Raw genomic sequence first — 25,165 nt, 5'->3', positions numbered from 1 at the left:
TGATAATATTGGCTGGAAACATGTTTCATACTTTGAAACGTTCGTAGGTTTTGCACCTTCCCGACATTCCCCTTGTTGGCAACTAACCCACTGTAAAACAATGCGATGCCATCATGTCCCCATTTTTGGCACAATTCATGCTATTTCTTTTTCCACAGGATGATGGCAACCATCTGAAGCCATGGCGGGGGAAAAAGAACCGGTGCCGAAACAATCGCCTAAAATTTTGATCGTGTGCGACGAGCTGGAGACGAGGCTTTTTCTTTCCAATTTGCTTCAGCGGAAAGGTTTTTCCACACTGGACGCCGAGGATGAAGCCGGTGGTATTCATCTGGCCGGAAGCGAGTCTCCGGCGCTGATCATTCTCGACATGATGATGCGTGGGGATGGAAGCATTCATATCTACCGGTTTTTAAAACAGCATGGGCAGCTCAGGAAGGTGCCGGTGCTGATGCTTTCCGCCATTGATCCGGCCCGGTTGTTGACCTATCTGCAACTTCAGGGAAAGGCATGGGGCTGGACTGTACCGCAACCGGAGGCCTTTCTGGAAAAACCCATCGAAACGGACAAGTTGCTCGGGCAGGTGTGTAAATGGACGAAAAGGAGGCCAAAATGACCATCGCCATCGGGTGCTATATCTGCCACTGCGGCATCAACATCGCCCACCGGGTCCGGGTGGCGGAGGTGACCGCGTTTGCCCGCCAACTGATGAACGTGGTCGTGGCCCGGGATTATAAATTCATGTGCTCCGATCCAGGCCAGGAGATGATTGAAAAAGATATTTTGGCATATGGACTGAATCGGGTGGTGGTGGCTTCCTGTTCCCCGAGGCTTCATGAAAAGACCTTTCAGGGGGTCTGTCGCCGGGCGGGATTGAACCCCTATCTATTTCAAATGGCATCCATTCGGGAGCAGGTCTCCTGGGTCACATCCGATGACGCCGTTGCCACCGATAAAGCCAAAACCCTTGTGGCAGGGGCGGTTAACCGAATCAATTTTCATGAGAAACTCTCCTCGCGGGAAGTCCGCGTGCATCCGGATATTATGGTGGTGGGCGCCGGGATTGCGGGCATGCAGGCGGCGCTGGATATCGGCGCTTCTGGCCACAAAGTCTATCTGGTGGAAAAAAGCCCCACCATCGGCGGTCACATGCTGCAGTTCGACAAAACCTTTCCGACGCTGGATTGCGCGGCCTGTATCGGCACCCCCAAAATGGTGTCGGTGGCGCAGGAACCCAATATCGAACTATTATCCTATTCGGAGGTGACATCGGTTTCAGGCTTTATCGGCAACTTTACGGTGCAGGTGCATAAAAAGCCCCGTTATATCAAAGAGGGCGTCTGCACGGGATGCGGGGAATGCGCACAGGTGTGTCCGGTTTCCCTGCCGAGCGAATGGGACGAAGGGTTGAACCGGCGAAAAGCCATTTACAAACCCTTTCCCCAGGCCGTGCCCATTACCTTTTGTATCGACAAAAAGGATCGCGCGCCCTGCATTGCGGCGTGTCCCGGCGGCGTCAACATTCAGGGCTATGTTCAGTTGATCGGCCAGGGAAAATACGCCGAAGCGGTGCAACTGATTCTGGAGCGCCTGCCCCTGCCGGGCGTGCTGGGCCGCGTGTGCCCGCACCCGTGTGAAGCCGCGTGCCGCCGGGCAGAGGTGGATGCCGCGGTGTCCATTCGAAATCTGAAGCGGTTTGCCGCCGATGCGGTGGATTTGGCCGCCCTGCCCCGGCCATCCATTGAAGAGCGGTCCGAGAAGGTGGCGGTGATAGGGGGCGGGCCCGCCGGCCTGACCGCGGCCTACTACCTGCGCTTAAAGGGGTATCAAATTACGATCTTTGACGCCCTTGACCGGCTGGGTGGTATGCTGCGGGTGGGCATTCCGGATTACCGGCTTCCCCAGAACGTACTGGACCGTGAAATCGATCACATTCTCGGCCTTGGCATCGATACCCGTCTCGATATCCGGTTTGGTGAGGATGTAACCCTTGCGGATCTTGAAGCGGAGGGGTTTGCCGCCGTCTTTTTGGGAATCGGCGCTCACGGTGCGCTTCGGCTCGGTATTCCCGGAGAGGATTTGACCCGGGGCGTGATCGATGCCCTGACCTTTCTCAGGGAGGTTAACTTGGGCCGTCGGAAGGTGCCGGGCCGACAAGTGGCGGTCATCGGTGGCGGGAATGTGGCGATTGACGCGGCCCGTGTGGCCCGTCGCCTGGGATCGGAGTCGGTGACCGTGGTCTACCGGCGAAGCGAAAGCGAGATGCCGGCCTATGCGGAAGAGATTGCGGGGGCCCTGGCCGAAGGGATCGCATTTTCCTATTTGACGGTGCCGGTTGGAATCGTTTCAGACGAAAACGGCATCATCGGCCTAAAATGCATTCGGACGGAACTGGGGCCGCCGGATGAGAGTGGCCGCCGCCGGCCCGTTCCGGTAGAAGGTTCTCACTTCATCATGGACTGCGATGCGCTCATTCCGGCCATCGGCCAGAAAATCGAGACCGGCTGGGCAACGGAAATAACGGGTCTGCAATGGACATCCCGCGGTGCCTTAGTTGCGGATACCGCCACGCAACGGACCCCTCTTCCGCATGTATTTGCCGCCGGGGATTTGGTCAGCGGTCCGGCCACGGTTATCGAAGCCGTGGGAGCGGCACACAAGGCCGTGGATGCTATTCACCGGTTTCTCTCTGAAGAGGATTCCGGCGCATCGACCGTTGAAACCGTTAAAGCGGATAGTCAACCCGCCCCCCAATGGCGGGAGATTCCGGAAAACACCCCCCTTTCGCCTCGGGCCGAACCCCAACACCTGCCTTCGATTGAAAGCACCCGATCCTTTGCCGAGGCGGATTTGGGGTTTGACGCGGCATCGGCCCGGCAAGAGGCCCTGCGGTGCCTCAACTGCGGTATTTGCAGCGAATGCATGGCATGTGTTACGGCCTGCGAGGCCAAAGCCATCGATCACCGCATGACCGGGGAGGACCGGGACGTGAAAGTGGGGGCCATTATTCTGGCAACGGGCTTTGACCTGATGGATCCCACCCCCATGAAACAATTCGGCTATGGCAGATACCCGAATGTGTTTACGAGTCTTGAATTCGAGCGGCTCAGCAACGCCACCGGCCCCACGGGCGGAAAAATCCTGATACGGGATCAAAGCGGCGAGTTTACCCGAACCCCGCAAAGTGTGGCCATTCTTCATTGCATCGGCAGCCGGGATGTCCATTACCATGAATACTGCTCACGGGTCTGCTGCATGTACGCGCTTAAATATACCCACATTATCAAGGAAAAGGTGGGCCATAACACCGCCGTGTATGATTTTTATATTGACCAGCGGTGTTACGGCAAAGGCTACGAAGAATTTTTCAGGCGCTGCCAGGAGGAAGGCACGCAATTTATTCGCGGAAAAGCGGCGGAAATTACCGATCGGCCCTTGTGCCCGGAGGAAACGGGAAAGCTGATGGTGATCGCCGAAGATACGCTACTGGGCCGCCGGTTGCGCCTGCCCGTGGATATGGTGGTACTGTGCGCGGCCATGGAAGCACGCAAGAGTGCGGCCGAGGTGGGGCGACTCTTCGGCGTCAATCAGGGGGCCGACGGTTTTTTCCTGGAAGAACATCCCAAGCTGGGGCCACTGAATACGGCCACGGACGGCGTCTTTCTTGCCGGCACCTGCCAGGGGCCAAAGGACATTCCGGACACCGTAGCGCAGGCCTCGGGCGCTGCGGCCAAAGCCCTTTCCCTGGTGGTTCGGGGCCGGGTGGAGGTGCCCTCCACCATCTCTTCCATCGACCCGAATATCTGCGCTGGGTGCCAAATCTGTATCGGTTTGTGCCCCTATGGCGCCATTGAGTTTGATGCACGGCAAGGGGTTTCCGTTGTTAACCCGGCACTTTGCAAGGGATGCGGCAGTTGTTCGGGGTTTTGCCCGAGCGGAGCGGCCCAGGTGGCCCATTTCCGGAAAAAACAGATTTTTGCCGAATTTGACGGCATCATGAATGCCCTGACCGCTGTGGGAATGTAGAAAACGAAGGAGGAGGCATGGAAGACTTTGAACCGAAAATCGTGGCCTTTGTCTGCAACTGGTGCACTTACACCGCCGCCGACCTGGCGGGAACTTCGCGTCTGATCTATCCGCAAAACGTCCGGCTGATTCGGGTGATGTGCACCGGCATGGTCGATTCACAGTACGTGATCAAGGCCTTGCTGGAGGGAGCGGACGGCGTTCTTGTCAGCGGGTGCCATCCCGGTGACTGCCATTACATCAACGGCAACTTTAAAGCGAGACGACGAATCAAGCTGCTCAAAGAGATGTTGCCCCGGTTCGGGTTTGAACCGGAGCGGCTTCGGCTGACCTGGATCGGGGCCAGTGACGGCATTCAATTTGCCGAGATTATGCATTCCCTGGTGAATCAGATTCGGGCGTTGGGGCCCAATGATGCCGGCCGGAAGATGGCCATATAGCGTTATTCTTAATGGCGTTGCGCAAATGGAGGAAGCTCATGACAACCACGGCAACCATCCCGGTGAATCCCCAAGGGCTGACGTCCTCGCTTCAGGCCTTTTTCCGATCCGTTTTGGCGTTATCGGATATTCGCGCGCTTCTGGTGCCGCTGCGCCTGCCCGTCAACCATGCGGTGATGCCGACCCTGGTGACGGATGCGGCGGCGATGGCGCACGCCGCCCCCCTATCGCCGGTATTCCCCCTCAATGCCGCCCGAATGGCGGCCCGGCTCACCCGAAAACCCATGGGGGGGAAAATCGCGGCATTTCTGCGACCTTGCGAAATTCGGGCCTTTGTTGAGCTGGTGAAGTTGAAACAGGCTCGCACCGAGGAGCTGGTGCTCATCGGGATCGATTGCCCGGGTGCGTTTTCCAACCGGGAGTCCGCCCATATCGTTCAGCATCAAGTGCTCGAATCCGACGATGCGTTTTGCAGCACCCTGCTTTCAGGCACATCATTGCCGGAAGGCCTCGACCTATCACCGGCTTGCCGCGCATGCGAGCACCCCGTCCCGGCGCAAGCCGACCTGGCTATTTCGTTGCTGGGCGTGGAAACCCAAAACGGTCTTCCGGTAACGGCCCAATCCGAAGCCGGAGAGGCCGTTCTCTGCGCCATCGGGCTGCCCGCCGCACCACTCCCGGCGTCCCGCGCGGCGGCCGTTGAGGCCTTCATTGCCCGGCGGATCGATTTTCGGGACCGCATGTTCGCCGATACCGCCGCGGCCGTGAACACGGTGGAAAAACTGGAACGATATTTTGCCGCCTGCGTAAACTGTTACAACTGCCGGGTCGCCTGCCCGGTCTGCTATTGCAAGGAATGCGTGTTTGTGACGGGCGCCTTTGACCATGAGCCGTTTCAATATCTCAAATGGTCCGAGCGAAAAGGCGCGATCAAGATGCCCACGGACACACTCTTTTATCATATCACGCGGCTTGCTCACATGAGTACAGCCTGCGTGGGGTGCGGTCAGTGTTCCAACGCCTGCCCCAATGACATTGCGGTGATGGAGCTGTTTCGCCTGGTGGCACATGACACGCAACGGGCTTTTGACTATTCGGCGGGGAAATCCGTTGATGATCCCCCGCCCTTGTCCGGTTTTCGGGAGGATGAGTTTCAGGAGGTGGTGGGAATGGAACCGGTCCGTTGAAGCATTGCTTTCATCGCCGGAAAAGGCCGCTAACCCAAAGAAACTCGATGAACTTAAGGACCCCGGAGGAACGCTATGAATCCTTATCGTAAAGCCGGCACGGCCATGGTGGTGGGCGCGGGCATCAGCGGCATTCGGGCCGCTCTCGATCTGGCGGAATTTGGATACGGGGTGACCCTGATTGACCGGGCGGCGCATCTGGGAGGCATTCTTTCCCAGCTCGATTATCAGTTTCCCTCGAATCATTGCGGCATGTGCAAAATGCTTCCCCTGGTGAATCGGAATGCCGCCTCTCAGCATTGCCTGCGAAAAGGGCTTTCTCATGAAAATATTGAAATCCTGCTGTCCACCGAACTGGTTGCCGTGTCCGGAGAACCGGGAAATTTTCAGGTGACCCTGCGGGAAAAGGCACGCGGAATCGATCCGGCCAAATGTATGGGGTGTGGTCTTTGCACCGAGGTTTGCCCGGTGGCCGTGCCGGACACCTTCAATGCCGGTTTGACCTTGCGAAAAGCGGTTTTCCTGCCAGCCCCGCTGATCCTTCCCCATACCTACCAAATCGATGCGGCGGCCTGCACCGGTTGCGGCCAATGCGTGCCGGTCTGCCCCACTGGTGCCATTCAGCTTCAGGCGTTGGATCGGCAAAGGTTCAGAATTCTGGTGGTGGACGATGAATTGATCGTGCGCGAATCGCTTAAGGCGTGGCTGCAAGAAGAGGAGGGATTTTCTGTCATCAGCGTCGCCTCGGGCGCAGAGGCGCTGGCGTGTCTTGCCGAGGGGCCGCCGATACACCTGATGCTCACGGATATCAAAATGCCGGGCATGGATGGCGTGGAATTGCTGCAAAAGGCCCGGGAGCTCTTCCCGGAACTCACCGTGATCCTGATGACCGCCTATGCCACGGTGGAAACCGCAGTGGAAGCCATGAAAATAGGCGCTTCCGACTACCTGATCAAGCCCTTTGAACCGGACAAGCTGATTCCCATGGTCACAGGGGTTTACCATGAATTTGAGATGGCCCGGGCGCGGCGGGTCACTGTGGGCGCGGTGGTGCTGTGCGGCGGCACGGCGTTTTTTGATCCCTCGACCGGAATAAACACTTTCGGGTACGGGGTGTATCCCAATGTGGTGACCAGCTTGGCGTTTGAACGAATGTTGAGCGGCACGGGGCCTTCCCGGGGCTGCCCGGTGCGGCCATCGGATGGAAAGCCCGTTTCCAGGGCCGCCTGGATTCAGTGCGTGGGCTCCCGGGACCTTCAATTGGACGCGGATTTTTGTTCCGGCGTTTGCTGCATGCATGCCATCAAGGAGGCCGTGATGGCAAAGCAAAAAGCCGCCGGAAATTTCGAAGCCGCCATCTTTTATATGGACATGCGCACCGCCGGAAAATCCTTTCAACGGTATCGGGAAAGCGCCGAAGCGCTTTACGGTGTTCGCTTTGAACGGGTTCGTATTCATTCCGTGGCACCGGCCGCTAAGGGGAGCGGGGATCTATTGCTGCGATACGCGGATGAAAACGGCGCGCTTCACGAGACGCGCTGGGATATGGTGATTCTCTCCGTGGGGCAGCGGCCGGCGCCGGGTATCGAGGCCCTGGCCGAAATGACGGGAATCGGCCGCAACCGTTGGGGGTTTGCGGAAACAGAAGCCTTTTCCTTGAGCCGAACCGGCCGGGAAGGAATTTTCATCGGTGGCGCTTTTTCAGGGTTAACGGATATTCAGGATGCAGTCATTCAGGCGTCCGCCGCCGCCCTGGGTGCTTCCCGAATCCTTCACGGCGCCGGCGGTTCCCTGGCGTTGGAAGCTCCGGCCGGCCCGGAAGAAAGGGATGTCGCCAAAGAGCCGCCCCGAATCCTGGCCGTCCTTTGCACCTGTGGCGGAAAATGCTTGTCCAAAGCGGATGTGGCCGCCATCGCCCCCCGCCTGTTGTTGGATCCGGCCGTGCAGCAAGTCGAAGGGATCGAGCAACTCTGTGGCCAGGATGGCGGCGGGCAGGTGGCGCGTCTGCTGAAAGACGCCGGCGCCAACCGGCTGCTGATCGGCGCCTGTACGCCCTACGCCCATCATGCCGGGCTGCGCGAATTGGCCCGGGAAACGGGGCTATCCGCTGATTTGATGACCGTGGCGGATTTCCGCCCCCCTTTTCTGATGTCCGAAACCACGCAGCCGGCGGTGAGCATAGCCGCCCTATTGCATACGATGGAAACCGGAATCGCAGCGCTCAAGCGGGTTACTCCCGGACCGGTTGCCGGTGGGGACATTGAACAATCCGCGCTGGTGGTGGGGGGCGGCATTGCCGGCATGCACGCGGCGATCGGACTGGCAGATCACGGGTTTCAGGTGGCTCTGGTGGAAAAAAGCGATTCTCTGGGCGGCAACATGAAATGGCTGCATCATACGTTGGACGGGCATGCCGTTGCGCCGCTGTTGCAGGAAACGCTGGCAAGGGTGCAAGCCCATCCTCACATCACGGTGCAGACCGGCACCCGCGTCATGGGCGCCTTCGGCCAGGTGGGACAATTTGTTACCACACTGGAAGGGCCTGAAGGCGTGGTGCAAACCCAGCATCACGGGGTCACGATTCTGGCCACCGGCGGCACCGAGGCCGCCACCACCGCCTATGGATATGGCACCAGCGCGTTCATCCTTACCCAAAAAGAGCTGGAAACAGCGCTTCGCACGCAGCAACTGGATCCTGCGCAATTGCGGTCAGTTGTCATGATTCAATGTGTCGATTCCAGGGAAGAACCGAGAAATTATTGCAGCCGCATATGCTGCCCCACCGCGTTAAAGCATGCCCTGCGGCTTAAGGAGATGCAACCGGACATCGTTGTCACCATCTTATACCGGGATATTATGACGCCCGGATTCACCGAAACCTATTATACACAAGCTCGAAAAACCGGTATTCTGTTTATTCGATACGATGGGGATCATAAACCCCGGGTTGAACCTCTGGCGGACGGGGTTCAAATCACCGTGAGAGAACCGATCCTCGAGCGGGATGTGCAGATAATGGCGGACCGCTTGATTCTTGCGACGGGAATTGTGCCGACCCTTTCACCGGAACTGGCGCAGGCCTTTGGCATTGACCGCGATCAGGACGGCTTTTTTCAGGAAGCGGAACCCAAATGGCGGCCCGTGGACGCACTCAAGGAAGGGGTTTTTGCCTGTGGGCTGGCTCTTTCTCCGCGGAACATTACCGAATCCATTGCGTCCGCGGAAGCCGCCGCGCAGCGGGCGCTCAGACTTCTGGCCCGCAAGCACTTGCCGGCCGGCAAAGTTACCTCGATGGTTCGTCACAGCCTTTGCTCGCTGTGCGAGCGGTGTATCGAAGCCTGTCCCTATGGCGCCAGAACCCTCGACGAAGATCCGGCGCAGGTGCAGGTTAATCCCCTTATGTGCCAGGGATGTGGCGCTTGCGTCAGTGCGTGCCCCAACGGGGCTTCGGTTTTAGAAGGGTTCTTTAAGACACAGATGCTGGAGATTATTGATTCGGCTTGCTGGTAAAGGGTAGGCGGCTCTAAGGCTGGGAAGCTGGGAGGCTTACCAGCAAAAAGAAAAAAAGCCGAATGGATGGGAATGCTTCGTGAGAAAGGAAATAGCGATGAAGGTTACGGCAGTAAATTGCGCTGAGCAAAAGGATTCGGGGCAACCAGTTCCAAATCCGCTGGCACCGATTCGGGAGATGGTGAGTGCCTGCATTCAGTGCGGCACCTGTACGGGCTCCTGTCCCAACGCCTTTGCCATGGATTATACCCCCAGGGCCATGTGGCGCATGGTATTGTCGGGGGAAACCGAAGCGATTTTTGAAAGTCAAACCTTCATGGTCTGTTCCGCCTGCTATTACTGCACGCTTCGATGCCCGAGGGGATTGCCCTTAACCGATGCCATGGCCGCCCTCAAGCGAATTGCGGCCCAGCAGGACCTTGCCAATCACCGGCGAAGTGTCCGGTTTTATCAAGCCTTCATGGAAAGTATTCGCAAACACGGCCGGGTTCACGAAACGGAGTTTATGGCCCGCTATCTTATTTCCATGAAAAATCCAGTCCTTGCGCTGCAATTTACGCCGCTGGGAATGAAGTTGATGGCCAAGGGCAAGCTTAATATTGGCTCCCCCGCCAAGGGCACCTTCCGGCTGGAAGCCATCTTTCGCAAAGCAAGAGAACTGGAGGAACCAAAATGAACTACATCTATTATCCCGGTTGCTCCCTGGAAGGAACGGCGCGGGAGTATGATCTATCCGTCCGGGCCATCATGACGGCCGCTGATGTCGAATTGCATACGCTGGCAGACTGGACCTGCTGCGGCGCCAGCGCGGCCCACGCCACCAGCCATCTTCTTTCGCTGGCCCTTCCCGCACGGAACCTGGCCTTGGCCGAAGGGATGGACGCGGCAGAAGATATTCTCGTGCCGTGCAGTGCTTGTTATCTTAACCTTCAAACGGCTGCTTGCCTGAAAGACCATAATACACGCCGGCACATCAACTCAGTGATAGGCGAAGAGGGGCTTCATTGGAACGGTACCGGCCGGGTCCGGCATCTCCTGGATGTGCTTTCAACTGATGTCGGGCCGGAATGCTTTCGGGATCGAGTCGAAAAGCCCCTTTCGAATCTGGTGATCGCCCCTTATTACGGGTGCCAGTGCCTTCGCCCCTTTGCCGTTTTTGATGATCCGGAAACGCCCCGGTCCATGGAACCCTTGATCGAAGCGCTGGGCGCCACCGTTTTTCACTGGGATATGGGGGGAAAATGCTGTGGAGCAGCCAACATGAACACCAAAACCGACGTGGGGATTGCGCTGGTGGGAGCAATCTTAAACGCGGCGACCGGCGCGGACGCGATTCTTACGGTCTGCCCCATGTGCCAGATGAATCTTGAGGCCTATCAAAATAAGATTTCAAGATATTATGATAAGCCGCTTCAAATCACAATACTGTATCTGTCGCAATTGATCGGACTGGCTCTGGGGATCACGGAGAAAGATCTGGGGCTTCATTTAAACCTGGCCGTCACGGAAAGCTTTCGCGAAAAGCTTAAAAGCGCATGAAAAACAGGTGAAATGATGCAACCGGTTATTCAATATATTCGGCGTCGGCTCGCCGCCAAGCTCATCCTTATGGTGGGAGGAACGCTGTTTGTCATCATTTTCGCCTGGTCCCATTTCAACATTCAATACCAGAGAGAAAAATTAATGGAAAACGTTTTGCACACAGCCGACTGGTTGACCGACACCATCAAGCTTGGCGCACATTCGGCCATGATGCAAAACTCCCGCGACGATATTAATCAGATGATCAACAACATCGCCAGGCAGCAAGAATTTGAAAGTATTCGTATCTATAATAAGGGCGGCCAGATAAAATTTTCCAATGTGGCCGAGGAGGTGGACCGCACCACCAATATCAAGGATGAGGCATGTTACATCTGCCACCGCACGGAACCGCCCTTAACGGTGGTTAATCTGGCCGGACGAACACGAATTTTCTCATCGCCCAAAGGGTACCGGGTTCTGGGCATCATCAGCCCCATTGACAACGAACCCGAATGCGCCACCAGCGCCTGTCATGTGCATCCCGGGGACAAGAAAATTCTAGGTGCCCTGGATGTGGTCATCTCTCTTGATCAAACGGACATTGAAATCGCGCATGCTGAGAACTGGGCAAAGGGGTTGGCGCTTATCGTGTTCCTCGTCACGGGAGCTATTATCTTTCTTTTTTTGATGCGATTCGTCAATCAACCCGCCAAAAAACTGATCGACGGCACTCGGCGAATTGCCGAGGGCCGATATGCCGTCGGCATCGACATTCACCAGGATGACGAGATGGGGCAATTGGGCCATGCCATCAATCACATGGGCAATGAAATCGCCAAACACCAAGCCAAGTTAAATAAACAACGGGATGAATATCAAAAGCTCTTTGAAATGGTTCCCTGCCTAATCACCGTTCAGGACCGTCAGTATCGGCTTTTAAACTATAACAAGGCCTTCGGCCTGAAGTTCGCACCGAAACCGGGGGATTACTGTTATCGGGCCTATAAAGGGCGGCAGGAAAAATGCGTTCCCTGCGCGGTTGAGCAGACCTTTTTGACCGGAATTTCCCAATCCGCCACGGAAACCGGCGTCGACAAGGATGGCACTGCAAAGCATTGGATTACCCGGACTACCCCCATTACCGACGATAACGGCAAAATTGTCGCCGCCATGGAAATTTCTCTGGATATCTCGGACCAAAAACAATTGGAAATGGCGCTGGATAAATCCGAAAAAAAATATCATGCCATTTTTAACAACATTCCCAATCCGGTGTTCGTTCTGAGTATGGATTCACTGAAAATTATCGACTGCAATAAAAGCGTTGAAGCCGTATACGGGTACACGGAAAAAGAAATACTCGGGGTATCGTTTTTAACGCTATTTCCGGCAGCGGATCGCGAAGCGATCTCCCTGCGTATTTACGCTTCTGAAGCTATTGACCGGGTGAAAAACATTCACAAAGCCGGTACCCCCCTGATCGTCAATATTCGCATTTCTCCTTCCGAATATTCCGGCCAAAAAGTCTTCCTAGTCACCAGCAGCGATATCACCAAGCGGCTCGAGGTGGAACAGCAACTGATTCAAGCCGGAAAAATGGCCACCTTGGGAGAGATGGCCACCGGTATCGCGCATGAGCTGAACCAGCCCCTGTCGGTCATTAAAACCGTCAGCAGTTTCTGTATGGACAAACTCGAAAAACAAGAGACCATTGCCCCCGAAATTCTTGCCACTATGTTGACCAAAACCGATAAAAATGTGGATCGAGCCACTCGAATTATCACCCATATGCGTCAGTTTGCCAGAAAATCCGAGATGAAAATGGAAAAGGTGCAAATCAACGAGGTAATTCGAAACGCGGTCGACATCTTCAGCCAGCAATTGAAGGTCAAGGGAATTAAGCTTGTTTGTGATACTGAAAAGGTTGTGCCTAAAATTCTTGCTGATCCGGACCGCCTGGAACAGGTGTTCATCAACCTGCTGGTCAATGCCAGGGATGCCATAGAGGAGAAATGGGCGCTTCAGGGCCGTCCGCCCGAAGAAGAAAGCCAGATCACCATATTCACACGGGTTGCCAACGGCAAAGTGACCGTGGACGTCCGCGATACTGGAATGGGTATTCCGCCGCCGATTCTGGAAAAAATCTTCGAGCCCTTTTTTACCACCAAGGAAGTGGGAAAGGGAACAGGCCTGGGGCTTTCCATCAGTTATGGCATCGTCAAGGAGTGCGGTGGCAGTATAACCGCCTACTCTGGCCCCGAGGGAGGGGCACGGTTTACGCTTGCCTTCCCCTTTGCCATGCAGCGCAAAAAAGAAAGGGGGCCGGCATGACAACACCTCCCAACGAAAAATGGCAACTGCTGCTTGTCGACGATGAAGAAGATATTCGGGATGTTTTAACCATTGTGTTGTCGGATTGCGGCTACACGGTTCTTAGCGCGAAAAACGGGCGTGAAGCACTTGCGCTGTATAAGAAAAAAATGCCGCCTATGGTTCTAACGGATATCAAAATGCCGGGAATGGACGGCATTGAGCTGCTCAAATCGGTGAAACATGAAAATCCGGACGCGGAAGTGATCATGATCACAGGGCATGGGGATATGGATCTGGCCATTGAGAGCCTCAAACATGAAGCTGCGGATTTCGTCACAAAACCGGTCAATACAGAAGCGTTAAAAATAGCCCTGAAACGCGTTCAAGACAAGATTCTGATCAAACGAACCTTAACACAATACACCGAGAGCCTTGAAGCTCTGGTGCGGGAGAAGATTGAACTTCAGGACCGGCTCTCATCACTCGGACTAATGATCGGTTCCATTTCACACGGGGTGAAGGGGCTTTTGACCAATATGGATGCCGGCCTTTACATGCTCGATTCGGGCTTGACCAAAGCGAGGCCCGAACAGAGCAAAGAGGGCCTGAATATCGTTAAATCAACGGCGGCACATATTAAAAAATTAATGTTGGACATTTTATTTTACGTCAAGGACAGGGAGTTAAAATCCACGATTGTGGACATTCCCCTTTTTATTGAGGATGTGGCTGACGGAATTGTGCCCAAAATTAAAGGGAAAAATATTTCCTTGATTCGGGAGTTTGAAGGCGCGCCCGACACCTTTCCGCTTGATCCGGATTTTTTGCGAACGGCGCTTATCAATATTTTCGATAATGCCGTGGATGCCTGCGTATCGGATACATCCAAACCCTTCCACCAAATCATTTTCCGGGTGAAGGAGCAACATGCAACTCTGATTATGGAAATTCAGGATACCGGTATCGGCATGACTAGCGAAACCCGTGAAAAAATCTTTGATCTTTTCTTTTCATCCAAGGGAAGCAAGGGTACCGGCTTTGGCTTGTTTATCACCAGCAACATCATTACTCAGCATGGCGGCACCATCACCGTCATTTCGTCAAAGGGACGAGGTGCCACATTTCGCATTCGAATTCCAAAGGCGGGAACTACGGCGATTCAAAAAGTCTTATCCACGCCGGACCGGGTTCCATCCGCTTAGGCCCCTGATCGGACGGAAACATGCACGCTTCTGCGTGTATATTCGCCGAAGGTGAGAGATGGTTTTTATGCATCCCAGCATTCCAGCATTCCAGCATCCGGCTTTGCCGGATTAGGCATTTTTAAACAAATGATGATAGATATCGGAAATGTAGACCACGCCAACGGGCTTTCGGTTCTCCAACACCGGCAGTCGCCTGTATTTGTTTTTCACCATGCGGTCAATGACAACCATCAAATGTTCCTCCGGCGTGGCGCCGATGACGTTGTCGCTCATAACCTGGTTGACTCTTTTCTCTTTGAGCTTTGAAACAAGAAGCTGGATTTGGCCTTTCCAATCCAAATCAGCGCCATCTATGCCGAAATTCAAAAAGTCGGGACGAAAATGGTATAGAATATCAAACATGGTAATGACACCCACCATCTGCTGAAGATCATTCACCACTATAAGGCTCACAGTTTTATGCCCGGTATAACGGACTTTGCCGTTCAAAACCATTCGGATGGCTTGTTCAACGGGAACACGCTCATGAATGGTGTCAAACTGCCGAACCATGATATCTTTCACTAAAACAGTCATTTCACACTCCAAGAAACAAGTTGTTATTAACTGCCTAATCCGGCAAAGCCGGATGCTGGAAGGCTTGGATGCTGGGAGGCATAAAAACTATCTTTCACCTTCAGTGAACATACACGCAAAAACGTGTATGTTTCTGATAGAGATTCTAATAACCCTCAGGTGTTCCGGTCGAAGGCCTGTTTATCCATTCACAACCCCATAGTCAATGGGAAAAGCGTAAAATTGCATTTTCAACTCTTCGACAATGACGACTTTTCACGGTATCTTCAATTGGCACGGCGGTATTTCGAGCGGCTTCCGCAGCGGCGTGCAGGGCTGGAAGATTGGTTTGGCTACGCATGTTATGCGTACGATGTGAAACGAAAGAATTTTATATTCGAATCAGATGGTGTTATGGAGCGCTTTGGAAGGTATTCCAGCCCATTTCAATTGCCAACCATTGCGGAAGAAGCATGACGGAATGAGAGAACTCCCGACCCGCGTTTTCAATATGCTCCCTTATGGCTGTCGCAAAAGGACTTGCCGCCGTCACAATGGAAGCGATCACCACCGGAGAAGCTTCTGTCGAGTCCGGATTATTTGCTAAGGCGCAGTAGCGTGGCTGTGAGCAGACAAAATGCGTCCGGCACACAAGAGGTCTAACGGGATACGCGCTGCAGGCAGCGTTCACCAGCAGCGGGCAGCAAGGGTTGTATCCGAGAAGATCAACCGGGTGGGCGATATTGGCCGCCGGATACCTTCCCGGCCTAGAATTGTCCCATTCATGCCATTGCCGTGTTCGCATTCGAAGGTCGCTTATCTGCTCGGCTGAAAATTTTTGTTTAATATATTGTGCCAACGTGCGGGCCTCTGCAATGTTTGTAAGAATAAGATACTGGCAACAGTGGCAACAGCCCAATTGACAAGAGGGAATAACGCCTTCTTCGTAACGCAGCCGTTCCAGTTCGCAGGCTGTTGCTGCATCAACCGACAAATATACGTTGTTGACAAAACACTCCGACGGCGCAATTGGCATCTCCGCGCTGCATTTCTCAGAAACTGTCCCGAAATCGCCTTTCTTTATCAAGTTCATAAGCCTTCCAGCTATCCAATTAGGGGTTTTTGAAATGCGAGAAATCAGCTTCAAGGCCCATCGCCCTGGCACGTTCCCCCCATTGCTTCCGCGCCAATGTTCGCATGTCTTCAACATCGTCGGTTTCATCCATAATTTCCATGCCCATAAGCGTCTCAATTAAATCTTCGAGTGTTACCAGGCCCTCTGTTCCGCCATGCTCATTGGTGACGATAGCAATATGCTGGCGATCTTTAAGAAATCGTTCCAATAACGCTGTCAACGATACCGATTCCGGAACGGCAAGTATGCTGCGTTTCAGGGTTTTTAGTGTTTCATCCCCTCGCTTCTGTGCGGAAAAAATCAGAACATCGTCTTTAAGAACAAAGCCGGTTATATTGTCAATACGCGTTCTGTAGAGCGGCAGGCGGGAGAAAGGGGTTTGTATTACTTGCTTCAATGAATCCCTTATTTTCATATCCTCGGCAAACGCTGAGATGACGGTACGCGGTGTCATGATGTCGGCTACTTTTAGCGACCCGAATCGGAGCAGGTTTCGAATAATCATAGACTCCTTAATGAGAATCTGACCGGAGGCCACACCAACCGATGTCATGGCGATAAACTCTTCCCGACTGAAAATATGCATCGTCTTGCCACTCGAAATAAATTGTGTCAGCCGTTCCGAGATCCACACGATGGGATAAAGCGCCACGATCAGGGTACTAACAAAAACCGCAGTGGGTCCAACAAGCTTCGACCAGTAAACGGCACCAATGGTCTTAGGAACGATTTCGGAAAGAAAAAGGATCATAAGTGTCATTGCGGCCGAGAAAAGGCCAAACCAGGCGCTTCCGAATACAACGGTTGCTTCGGCGCCGGCGCCGATCGCACCAGCTGTATGGGCAATCGTGTTTAGTGTCAAAATGGCCGCAAGCGATCGATCCACATTCTCTTGTTTTAGTCGTTTCAAAAGCGCCGCACGTTTAGGTCGTTTTTCTTTCTGTCCCTCGATATAGGAGGGTGTAATGCTTAATAGGACCGCTTCCGCCACTGAACAGAGAAATGAAAAGAACAAGGCCAGCAGCACATAGGTGATCAGCAACACAACCGCAGCGCTGGTACCTTCAACACCTTTTTCATGTGGGCCTTCTATACCAAAGGCACGAGCCGAAACAGCCAGCAACAGCAACACTGCTGTTGCCGAAATTTTATTTGACGTCTTTAAAAATAATTTCATAGGAATTGATATGTCTCCATATTGCATGGCGAACACGCTCTTCAGCGGGCGTCGTTTTTGGTGTTCCGGCGGCATTACCGGACCAGCTTTCTAATCACGATGAACTCATAATGAAAGCCGATCGTACGAAGACTAATTGAATCTGCCGGTAAATTCAATGAAACATCCAACGCCTAAGGTGTTTTTGACTTCAATGGTGGCCTACGGATGAAACTTGGTCAGAATGATGAAATCGGACACCCTGATCGTATCCCTTGATACGGTCAACTGACTTTGTCTTGCGGTATTGCATAATGGTTCAATATAATTGAATCTATAAATATCATATAATAACAAATAGTTAACAAAAATTGCGGGCTTGTCGTGATTCGGTTCAAAATTTTGAACTATTGCTTAAAATTCCACAACATTTTGTATTTATATGCAATAAATGTTTTTATGAATAATAGGCGTTCAAAATATTGAAAATTAAGAACACCAAATGACAGGGGTGACGGATGTCCACCGCAATGTATCAATCTCGATATCTGACTGATATATGCTAATATACAGGTGGTTATGCGGTTATTAAAAAACAATAGGCGCTGTTTATCCGTTTTTGGCACTTTTATTGCTTTATAAAGAATCAACCAGATAAAAAATCATCTGTTCTCCTCCTTAATCAGTGGGTTGTTTGGGCGCAATCCACTGATTTTCTCCTCCTAACGGCCGTTCCGACGTATCGGAGCGGCCGTTTCATTTTCATGTGAATTGCACAAGATTACATTAAGTTTTGTCCTGCTCTAACGCGGCATTGCTTCAATACCGCATTCTCTCATGATCGCGGAAGCCTTCCTGTACAAATCTGAGAACCTCAACAGCCCGACAATCTCATCACGGTCAAAAACGAACAGCGCGTCATGTCGATTCATAACGAACAGATGAAAGCATTTGGACAGGGAGTCATCCACGTTGACGGATTGTCCTTTGGCCGGCGCCTTGATAAAGTCCTTTACTTGAACCTCTCCGGCTTTGCGGCACAGATCCTTGAATGGATTTTCCCACAGATTATAGTCTTCCTGCATGGATTTCCAGACATAATGAAGCCCGAAGCGGTCGAGGACCTTCTCGGCGTTCACCCTGTTATAGTTCGTTTCCAGCCCGCGAATCAGGTCAATGGGAGAAAGTTTTCCCATGACCTTTCCTTCTTTATCCACAATCAGAAGAATTCTTTGTTCAATTTCTCCTGAGAGGTATTTTTTCTGGGCATCTTCCAAAGCGGCAAGCGCTTCGTAAAAGGTGACTTGGCAAGATATCTTCGGAAAGCTGTCTGCCGAAACCATGAGATCTCGCACTTTCATTTTTTCCATGTATCCATCCTCCTGTTGAAAAAAATACGATGATACCAACATCCGCCGATATCTTCGTGTCCTGAAAGAAATGGAACCCACAACGATTGCGTTTGGGTTTCGGTTTGAATTTAATCGCTTAGCTTGTGTAACAAGGGTTACGATCACCCTGGCCAAAACCGGTGAGTTCACATCTTTTGAAGGCATCTCACGCGTCAGCTGCCCGATGCGGTTTTTTCATCCCCCCAATCGTGCCATCAAGTTTTCGACATCACGATGATCAAGGCAACCAGCATGCCACCCGCCAGGGCAACCAAGCTGAATTTCTTATGCTCCTGCTCCGCTCGAGGCAAAAGGTGGGTGGCGCCAACATAAACCAGCGCGCCGGCTGAAAGGGAAAGCAAGGCACCCAATGAGTGCGGAGTTATCTTGCTGATAACGGGATAGGAAACCAGCATGCCCAATGGGGTGGTCACGGCAGCAGCCAGAAAAGCCACCAACATCGCCTTTCGTTCCGCGAATCCGCCGCGCACCAGCAGCAAATAGGTAATGATGCCTTCGGGAAACTCATGCAGGACCATGCCGATGGTTGCCAAATATCCCGTAAAAATGCTGACCGTAAAGGTAATGGAATAGATGAACCCGTCAATTAAGGAATGAAAGCCGATGCCGATCATGGGAACGATGCCGATCACGTAGTCCTTTTTGTTCGGATCCCTTTCGCAGACAAATGCCGTTATAAAGCGATTGAACAGGTGCAACCCGAAAAACCCGACCAGCAACCACACCGGTGCTTGAGGGGCTATTTCGAAGGCTTTTGGAATAATGTGCAGAAAGGAAGCGGAGATGAGCACCCCTGCCGCAAAGCACATGAAATAGGTCGTATTGCGTTCGCCCCAGGCGGTAAATCGTCTAATCGTGTAGATGCCCATGGATGTGACGAGCGCCGCCAATATACTGGTAACCAACGCCGTCCAGAAGGTATTTGCCATGTTCTATGCCCTCCTTTCCTCCCGACGAAGACAGTTTGCGTGTTTGCCAGGCAGAAAGCTACCGTAATATATATCGGTTATTCTCTTACAGCATAGGGTCGCGGAAATAATAAATTATCCCAAATTGAGCCGGATTCGTATTCAAGGCGTGCCAACCGGTGCGCATTGAAATATTCACCGGTTGGCGCAACGCAGAAAACGGACCCAGAGACAAGTAAGTTGGAATAATGTATTCTTTCCGTGGCCCTTAACCTGGGTTCCCCTGTTTCGGGGTAGAATCAATGCTGCTATTTCTTAGAGCATCCGCTAACTCGGATGGTATTTCTAGTGGTGCCCCTTGAATGGATATGAGTTTAAATTGTTCAAGGGCATCAGCTGACGATACATGTGATAAAGGTTTGCGCCGCAGGGAGCAGCTTGTTTACCTTGCTTCCAAGCCCGAATTCTTGGATGTTTCCCGCACCCTTACGACCTATCACGAGAATGCCGTGATTGCCGTCATTTAATTCCTTGAGAATATCCCTGGCAACGCCCTTTTCCTGAGGTACGAGTTTCAGGGTGATATTTTGTTCGGGAACCCCGCATTCGATAAGCTGACTTATAGCTTCCTCTGCGAATCGAGTTACTTTTGCTTTCTCTTCCGCCAGCCATTGGCCCATTTTTTCCTTTAGCGCCTCAAATCCATCTTGGCCTGGAATACAATCGTAGTCCCGGCACTGATGGGGAAACATCGGAATCACATGGAAGAAGGTAAACCGACTTTCCTTGAGATGACCGAAATACCGAACGGTGTAATCAACAATCCTTTGGCCGACGGGCGCGCCAATCAGTGTCACCAGCACATGTTTAGAGACGACACGCGGGTCAACCACCCAAATAATTGGGGCGACGGCAGCACTGGTCAACCGGTAGGTGATGGTTCCTAAAATCTGACGTGATACCGTCGTCGCCCCCCATCTGCCCACCGCAATCGTTTCAAAGCCTCTGGAATCCGCCAGCTTTATCATGGTTTCGGATGGGTCGGTTATGTCCTGTTCGAAAATAGTTGAGATTCTCCTTGGGTCAAATCCGGATGCCACCAATGTCTCTTCCGCTTTTTTCAGGATGTTCTTTCCTTCAACAATCAATAGCTGCTGAATCTTTTCAGTTTCATCAGGGGATAGCCCCAGCATCTTAACTTTGGAACCATAGCCCGGGCCACCCAATCCATGAAATATCGTAATCGCCAACTCGGAATTCCTCTTTTCCAAATCCCCTGTTGCCGCCAACGCTTGCCGTGCAAAATCAGATTCGTCCACGCCGAATAATATTTTTTTGTTTGCTTCCATCGATATATCTCTCCGCCGAATTATGGTTTTTGCCGCAACAACGCAAGGGGCGATTCGCATATACGATAAGGTTTTTTTAACAATAACTGTTCTGTTAAAACTTAGCAATTCGTATTCCAAAACGAGGGCGGATTATTCAGTTGAATCAGTAAACTAAAATAACACTTGCCCCATCGATAACTGTTATATTTTATTAAATGGTAAAAGAGAGATAGTTTTTTGCTGAAACGCCACCTCCAAACGCGGTTCCCCTCGCGCGGTAGTGGAAATGGGTTTGCCATTTGCCGAGAATATGTTACAAGAATAGTGCGATCCGAAAAAATCCCTTGAACACCCGATTCATTTATAGCAACTGATAGGAAACCTCCAAAAGAATCGGTAAATTATGGGCTCAGGAGGCTGTTCGAGAATGGTCCTTTCCCCAACGCCTTTTTCACTCCTTAATAAATTATCATCAACATATCAGCTATCTGCCGGTAGGAATCGGGTTATAGAATCTCTATCTCTTGGAAAAAACTTTAATTTTTTGATAAACACCCATAAACTTCACAATACGCATGCATTCAAGGGGGCAACTATTTTTGATCTCCCGGCCCTTGGTTGCAATCGGGGACCCAAGTCAAATAAACGGGTTGTTCCTGGTAAACGTGAACAGATAACTTCATTCCCGACGGGCGTGAACCTAAAAAGGAGGATCTAATTTGAAAAAAAATATTTTAGTCGCTGTCGATGCGTCCACCCAATCGAAAAAGGCTGTTAAATACGCCCTTAAAATGAGGTCTCTGATCGAGAATCTGCATTTTACCTTGGTGAATGTTCAACCCGCCGTTTCAGATTTTCTGGTGAAGGATGCCTGTCTTGATTCAAAAGCCAAGGCGGCACTGGAGGCATTCAGGGCAAAAAATGAAAAGCATTCCATGACGTTGCTTGAGAAATACAAAGCCGATATGATTGCCGCGGGTGCCGACAATCAATCCATTGAATTGGTCAGTCTGCCCAGAACCATGGGAGCAGCCAAAGATATCCTGACATATGCGAGGCAACAGCAGCAATCCGCTATCCTTCTGGGTCGAAGAGGTGTCTCGAAACTGGAAGAATTGTTTGCGGGCAGTGTGACAAATGCTGTTTTGGAGCACGCTGACGTCACACCTGTTTGGGCCATCGACGGCGACGTGTCATCTACTAAAATCCTGGTTGCCGTGGATGGATCGCAAAGCGCATTGAATGCCGTGGATTATGTTTGCCAAATGATGGGTGATACCCCCAGCGTCCGTTTTACTCTTCTGCATGTAACCTCATCCGTTAAGGATTTTTGTGCCATTGACTTCCAAGAAGACGTTGGAATTGTGGAGGAAATCATTGCCAGTGGCGATCAAAAATGTCTGAGCAATTTTTATTCTCACGCACAACAGAAATTCAAGGCGGCGGGTGTTGCACAAGATCGGATATCCATCGAGGAGGTCAAAAGCACCGGAAGCATTTCGAAAACCATCGTAGATGAAGCCAAAAAGGGCAACTTCGGAATCGTGGTAGTGGGAAGAACCGGTGCCCATGATTCATTCTTTGTTGGAAGCGTCTCCAGATATATTGTTAAAAACGCCACCAACTGTGCGGTCTGGCTGGTTCCGTAGCAAGTGTTGGCGGCCGTGTGAAAATGTATCAATAATGGCGGGCTAAAAATACCGCCGGAATTGGTATTTCCGATTTCGGTGGTATTTTTTTTGGGCGCTATCGTCTGTCGCTCGAATTTAAGATGTCGCCCCTGGAAAGGGCGCTGATAACCGCTTTTCTTGCCAGGCCGTAAGTTTCATCAGGGGCCTTTTCATCCGCAAGCGGGCCGCCTATGCTGTCGATGCCACTTATATGGCCATCCGCGTTACGGTCGACAAGGACAAGGAGCGGCTCCTTCCGGGCGTTGTTTTTATAAACCATGACGTTAATGGATCTGCCATAGTCTTTTCCTTCCCTTATGGTCAGTATCATTCGGCCCAAAAATGTCGGGATTTCGATATGATAGGCGCAAATTCCGTTCGGGCAGATTGGCACCCCGTTTTTCCCGATATCTTTTATGGCGGCAAACGGTCTGATGATGCCGCAGAGGGTTTTGCGGCTGTTGAAGATGATGACAGGATCTCCCAGGCCACAGAAATTGAATACCTTTTCTATGTTTTTGTTGTCTAATGCAATGCAGCCCTCGGTCCAGTCTGTCTCTCTGGTTTTGCCGAAATATCGAAAAACCCCTCCGCCATGTATCCCGATGCCGCAGCCGAGACCGGTATCACAGGGCATCCAGCCTGATTTTTGAATGGCGTTATATATCCTTTTATATTCCGTGCTGGATAATACGCCTTGAGCCAGGCCCCTGGCCGCATTCGTAAGGTTTGGGTATGATATGCCCAAAAATCGGTGAAAGCGGCTTTTGTGTTTTTTATAGGTAATGAAATACAGCCCTTCAGGGGTCGCGCTGTCAAGCGCCTTGTATTTGTCTGAATCGGGGTCTATCCCAAAAGCGGCGGGAAATTCGGCCACCTGCTCACGGTCCTTGAATAAGACCAATTTTTTTGGGGCCTTGTCTATTACTACGAAGCGCCTTGCCGTGGCAGGCCATTCCGACGATAGGGCCGTTAAGGTTGAAAAAATCAAGACTAAAAAGATTATGGATTGACTTTTTAAAAAGAAATTCGATAGCATAATCTATAAATAAAAAACGTAACCAAAAGGAGGATAGAAGATGTTGACACAAAAAATGAAGGGGATGTTGTCAAAGGCATTTGTTTTTGTTGCTCTTTTATGCTTCGTAGGGATAGGCGGTTGCGCCAGCCTCTCCAAAGAAGACAGGGCGCTTTTGGAGAGCTCAAAGCAATCGGCTGAAGAGGCTAAGGCCGCTGCCGCCAGGGCTGAGGCTGTTGGTAATAAACTTGAAGACATGGGCGCTCGCCTCGAAAAGGCCGCATCCAGCGCTGAACAGGCTGCAAACAGTGCCGAAATGGCCGCCACAAAGGCGATGGACGCAGCAGAGCGTGCGGAAGCTGTGGCCAACAAAACGGAGCGCATCTTCAATAAATCTCTTAGGAAGTAGGCATACGCCGGTTAAGGTTTTTGTAGGCGCGCAACCTCCGTAGGCACGCCGGTTTTATCCTTCAAGGCCCTCCCTAGGGCCTTGAAGTCAACTTTAAGAGGACCTAAAGCTGTTTCACAGTGAGAAAGCCCGCTCAAAGCCTTTGGAAGCGGATTAACCATCTGGTTGTCAAAGTCATCAAATACCTGTATCCAACACTTTCCATCCCCCCATCCGACCTTGATCGGTTCATAAATGACATAGACCTTCGTTCCCACGGGTACCATGGGATAGAAAGCGCTTATGTCTTCCGGGTACATGCGGATACAGCCATGACTCACTCTTCTGCCAATGCCCCATGGTTTGTTTGTCCCGTGTATTGCGTATTCAAATTGAGATAGACGGAGTGCAAAATCGCCCAGCGGATTGTCCGGCCCCGGCGGCACCTTGTCCGGCAGATCGGGTTCCGCTTCCTTGATTGACGCCGGTACCACCCAGGTTGGGTTAGGCGTCTTGCTTTTTACTTTATAAGTGCCCAATCTGGTGAGAAAGCCCTCTGTGCCGATGCCGATGGGGGCCGTGAGAAAATAATCGTGGCCTCCCTCCGAGAAAAAGTAGTAAAGGCGCATTTCCGCCAGATTTACGACAATGCCGGTACTTATACGTTCCTGAGGGAGCACAAAGGCCAAGGGCGTAATTACAAGGCTCCCCTTGGGCGGCACCCAAGGGTCAATGTTCGGGTTCGCAGCAATGATCTGATTATAACCAAGGCCAAAGTCACGTGCGATGTCCAGGAGTGTGTCGTTTTCATTCACCTTTATCCAGCGTGTTGCGCCGTATAAGGTCCTGTCAGGCGATAAAATAAAACATTTCAACGCCCATGAGGAATGGGAATAAAACAATATCCAAATAAAGGTTGCGACTGCGAACAACAACGGGCTGTTTCGCTTCATAACTGTTTTCAAAAACGCTTCCCCTCCGACAAGCACCGCATGCGGAATGAACCTTACAGGGATGGATACTCCGCATCAGGCACAACTTCGGTCATCCGCTCAGATAGTGCAATGACCGTTCAACAACAGGCCGCTTTTGGGTAACGAAAAACTGTTTATAGCGCGCGTGAAAAGCACAAAAAGAGGACGCCAAGCACGAAAGTGGACTGTGGCGGTCATCGGTTTTCCTTTCATTCCGAATTGTTGGGATACGGACTGCGGCGCATTTTTACCTCGCTTTGAAATTCATAAAAAGATAAACTTTTTATATCACATTATTGCTACTATTACAAGTGGTTAAATTGCACTTGAATGGGACGAAGCAGCATGATGGTAGCGAACAAAAAAGGGCTCGCAATGTCCGCCACAACTTCGGCCTAATTGAAAAAGCTGTC

Annotated in this window: 19 protein-coding genes; 11 read left to right on the top strand and 8 right to left on the bottom strand. The window is 51.9% G+C overall.

Translation table 11 applies throughout. The features are described from left to right. Positions 1–202: 202 nt before the first annotated feature. From RBT11_03385 to RBT11_03345, 9 genes are all read left to right on the top strand, one after another. Entirely contained in the window at positions 203–616 is a 414-nt protein-coding gene (locus tag RBT11_03385; protein ID MDX9785796.1) for a response regulator, read from the top strand. Continuing rightward, positions 592–4,026, top strand: coding sequence for an FAD-dependent oxidoreductase (locus tag RBT11_03380; GenBank protein MDX9785795.1), 3,435 nt, complete (start codon positions 592–594; stop codon positions 4,024–4,026). The genes RBT11_03385 and RBT11_03380 overlap by 25 nt, the downstream gene beginning before the upstream one ends. A gap of 17 nt (positions 4,027–4,043) precedes the next feature. Further along, the gene (locus RBT11_03375; GenBank protein MDX9785794.1) at positions 4,044–4,466 is read left to right on the top strand and encodes a hydrogenase iron-sulfur subunit; all 423 of its coding nucleotides are present in this window, start codon (positions 4,044–4,046) and stop codon (positions 4,464–4,466) included. A 38-nt stretch (positions 4,467–4,504) separates the two neighbouring features. Next, on the top strand, positions 4,505–5,653 hold the full coding sequence (locus tag RBT11_03370; GenBank protein ID MDX9785793.1) for a 4Fe-4S dicluster domain-containing protein: 1,149 nt from the start codon (positions 4,505–4,507) through the stop codon (positions 5,651–5,653). 75 nt (positions 5,654–5,728) lie between these two features. Beyond that, positions 5,729–9,163 (top strand): FAD-dependent oxidoreductase, encoded by a 3,435-nt coding sequence (locus RBT11_03365; GenBank protein ID MDX9785792.1) that lies wholly within the window; start codon positions 5,729–5,731, stop codon positions 9,161–9,163. Positions 9,164–9,260: 97 nt separating this feature from the next. Continuing rightward, entirely contained in the window at positions 9,261–9,839 is a 579-nt protein-coding gene (locus RBT11_03360; GenBank protein ID MDX9785791.1) for a 4Fe-4S dicluster domain-containing protein, read from the top strand. Continuing rightward, complete coding sequence (locus RBT11_03355; protein MDX9785790.1) at positions 9,836–10,702, top strand: CoB--CoM heterodisulfide reductase iron-sulfur subunit B family protein; 867 nt, start codon at positions 9,836–9,838, stop codon at positions 10,700–10,702. The genes RBT11_03360 and RBT11_03355 overlap by 4 nt, the downstream gene beginning before the upstream one ends. Before the next feature lie 12 nt (positions 10,703–10,714). After that, positions 10,715–13,018, top strand: coding sequence for a PAS domain S-box protein (locus tag RBT11_03350; GenBank protein ID MDX9785789.1), 2,304 nt, complete (start codon positions 10,715–10,717; stop codon positions 13,016–13,018). Further along, positions 13,015–14,202 (top strand): hybrid sensor histidine kinase/response regulator, encoded by a 1,188-nt coding sequence (locus tag RBT11_03345; protein ID MDX9785788.1) that lies wholly within the window; start codon positions 13,015–13,017, stop codon positions 14,200–14,202. Before RBT11_03350 ends, RBT11_03345 begins: the two co-directional genes overlap by 4 nt. 111 nt (positions 14,203–14,313) lie before the next feature. On the opposite strand, the gene RBT11_03340 is transcribed toward RBT11_03345, so the two are convergent. From RBT11_03340 to RBT11_03315, 6 genes are all read right to left on the bottom strand, one after another. Then, complete coding sequence (locus RBT11_03340) at positions 14,314–14,781, bottom strand: CBS domain-containing protein (GenBank protein MDX9785787.1); 468 nt, start codon at positions 14,779–14,781, stop codon at positions 14,314–14,316. A gap of 391 nt (positions 14,782–15,172) precedes the next feature. Continuing rightward, positions 15,173–15,907, bottom strand: a complete 735-nt coding sequence (locus tag RBT11_03335) for a hypothetical protein (protein MDX9785786.1) — start codon at positions 15,905–15,907, stop codon at positions 15,173–15,175. Continuing rightward, positions 15,873–17,072, bottom strand: a complete 1,200-nt coding sequence (locus tag RBT11_03330) for a hemolysin family protein (protein MDX9785785.1) — start codon at positions 17,070–17,072, stop codon at positions 15,873–15,875. Before RBT11_03330 ends, RBT11_03335 begins: the two co-directional genes overlap by 35 nt. A 782-nt stretch (positions 17,073–17,854) precedes the next feature. Next, positions 17,855–18,421 carry a CBS domain-containing protein gene (locus tag RBT11_03325; GenBank protein ID MDX9785784.1) on the bottom strand — a complete coding sequence of 189 codons (567 nt, stop codon included), beginning with the start codon at positions 18,419–18,421 and terminating at the stop codon, positions 17,855–17,857. 236 nt (positions 18,422–18,657) lie between these two features. Then, the gene (locus RBT11_03320) at positions 18,658–19,392 is read right to left on the bottom strand and encodes a ZIP family metal transporter (protein MDX9785783.1); all 735 of its coding nucleotides are present in this window, start codon (positions 19,390–19,392) and stop codon (positions 18,658–18,660) included. 371 nt (positions 19,393–19,763) lie between these two features. Beyond that, the gene (locus tag RBT11_03315; GenBank protein ID MDX9785782.1) at positions 19,764–20,720 is read right to left on the bottom strand and encodes a universal stress protein; all 957 of its coding nucleotides are present in this window, start codon (positions 20,718–20,720) and stop codon (positions 19,764–19,766) included. A gap of 701 nt (positions 20,721–21,421) precedes the next feature. Between RBT11_03315 and RBT11_03310 the strand changes: the two genes are divergently transcribed. Continuing rightward, positions 21,422–22,351 carry a universal stress protein gene (locus tag RBT11_03310; protein ID MDX9785781.1) on the top strand — a complete coding sequence of 310 codons (930 nt, stop codon included), beginning with the start codon at positions 21,422–21,424 and terminating at the stop codon, positions 22,349–22,351. A gap of 97 nt (positions 22,352–22,448) precedes the next feature. Here the strand turns inward: RBT11_03310 and RBT11_03305 are convergent, their stop codons facing one another. Beyond that, the gene (locus RBT11_03305) at positions 22,449–23,411 is read right to left on the bottom strand and encodes a L,D-transpeptidase (GenBank protein ID MDX9785780.1); all 963 of its coding nucleotides are present in this window, start codon (positions 23,409–23,411) and stop codon (positions 22,449–22,451) included. Positions 23,412–23,451: 40 nt separating this feature from the next. Between RBT11_03305 and RBT11_03300 the strand changes: the two genes are divergently transcribed. Continuing rightward, a complete protein-coding gene (locus RBT11_03300; protein ID MDX9785779.1) occupies positions 23,452–23,799 on the top strand; it encodes a hypothetical protein in 348 nt (115 codons plus the stop codon). Between the two features lie 11 nt (positions 23,800–23,810). Here the strand turns inward: RBT11_03300 and RBT11_03295 are convergent, their stop codons facing one another. Beyond that, positions 23,811–24,593 carry a L,D-transpeptidase family protein gene (locus RBT11_03295; GenBank protein MDX9785778.1) on the bottom strand — a complete coding sequence of 261 codons (783 nt, stop codon included), beginning with the start codon at positions 24,591–24,593 and terminating at the stop codon, positions 23,811–23,813. Between the last annotated feature and the right edge of the window lie 572 nt (positions 24,594–25,165).

The sequence above is a fragment of the Desulfobacterales bacterium genome (genome assembly GCA_034003325.1).
Classification (GTDB): domain Bacteria; phylum Desulfobacterota; class Desulfobacteria; order Desulfobacterales; family JAFDDL01; genus JAVEYW01.
This window is presented reverse-complemented; position numbering and strand designations above follow the sequence as displayed.

Bases quoted from the DNA above. Each gene is read 5' to 3' on its own strand.
- RBT11_03360 (MDX9785791.1), top strand. From the start codon at position 9,261: ATGAAGGTTACGGCAGTAAATTGCGCTGAGCAAAAGGATTCGGGGCAA.
- RBT11_03365 (MDX9785792.1), top strand. From the start codon at position 5,729: ATGAATCCTTATCGTAAAGCCGGCACGGCCATGGTGGTGGGCGCGGGC.
- RBT11_03325 (MDX9785784.1), bottom strand. From the start codon at position 18,421: ATGGAAAAAATGAAAGTGCGAGATCTCATGGTTTCGGCAGACAGCTTT.
- RBT11_03330 (MDX9785785.1), bottom strand. From the start codon at position 17,072: ATGAAATTATTTTTAAAGACGTCAAATAAAATTTCGGCAACAGCAGTG.
- RBT11_03340 (MDX9785787.1), bottom strand. From the start codon at position 14,781: ATGACTGTTTTAGTGAAAGATATCATGGTTCGGCAGTTTGACACCATT.
- RBT11_03355 (MDX9785790.1), top strand. From the start codon at position 9,836: ATGAACTACATCTATTATCCCGGTTGCTCCCTGGAAGGAACGGCGCGG.
- RBT11_03380 (MDX9785795.1), top strand. From the start codon at position 592: ATGGACGAAAAGGAGGCCAAAATGACCATCGCCATCGGGTGCTATATC.
- RBT11_03350 (MDX9785789.1), top strand. From the start codon at position 10,715: ATGATGCAACCGGTTATTCAATATATTCGGCGTCGGCTCGCCGCCAAG.
- RBT11_03315 (MDX9785782.1), bottom strand. From the start codon at position 20,720: ATGGAAGCAAACAAAAAAATATTATTCGGCGTGGACGAATCTGATTTT.
- RBT11_03375 (MDX9785794.1), top strand. From the start codon at position 4,044: ATGGAAGACTTTGAACCGAAAATCGTGGCCTTTGTCTGCAACTGGTGC.
- RBT11_03305 (MDX9785780.1), bottom strand. From the start codon at position 23,411: ATGCTATCGAATTTCTTTTTAAAAAGTCAATCCATAATCTTTTTAGTC.
- RBT11_03320 (MDX9785783.1), bottom strand. From the start codon at position 19,392: ATGGCAAATACCTTCTGGACGGCGTTGGTTACCAGTATATTGGCGGCG.
- RBT11_03300 (MDX9785779.1), top strand. From the start codon at position 23,452: ATGTTGACACAAAAAATGAAGGGGATGTTGTCAAAGGCATTTGTTTTT.
- RBT11_03370 (MDX9785793.1), top strand. From the start codon at position 4,505: ATGACAACCACGGCAACCATCCCGGTGAATCCCCAAGGGCTGACGTCC.
- RBT11_03345 (MDX9785788.1), top strand. From the start codon at position 13,015: ATGACAACACCTCCCAACGAAAAATGGCAACTGCTGCTTGTCGACGAT.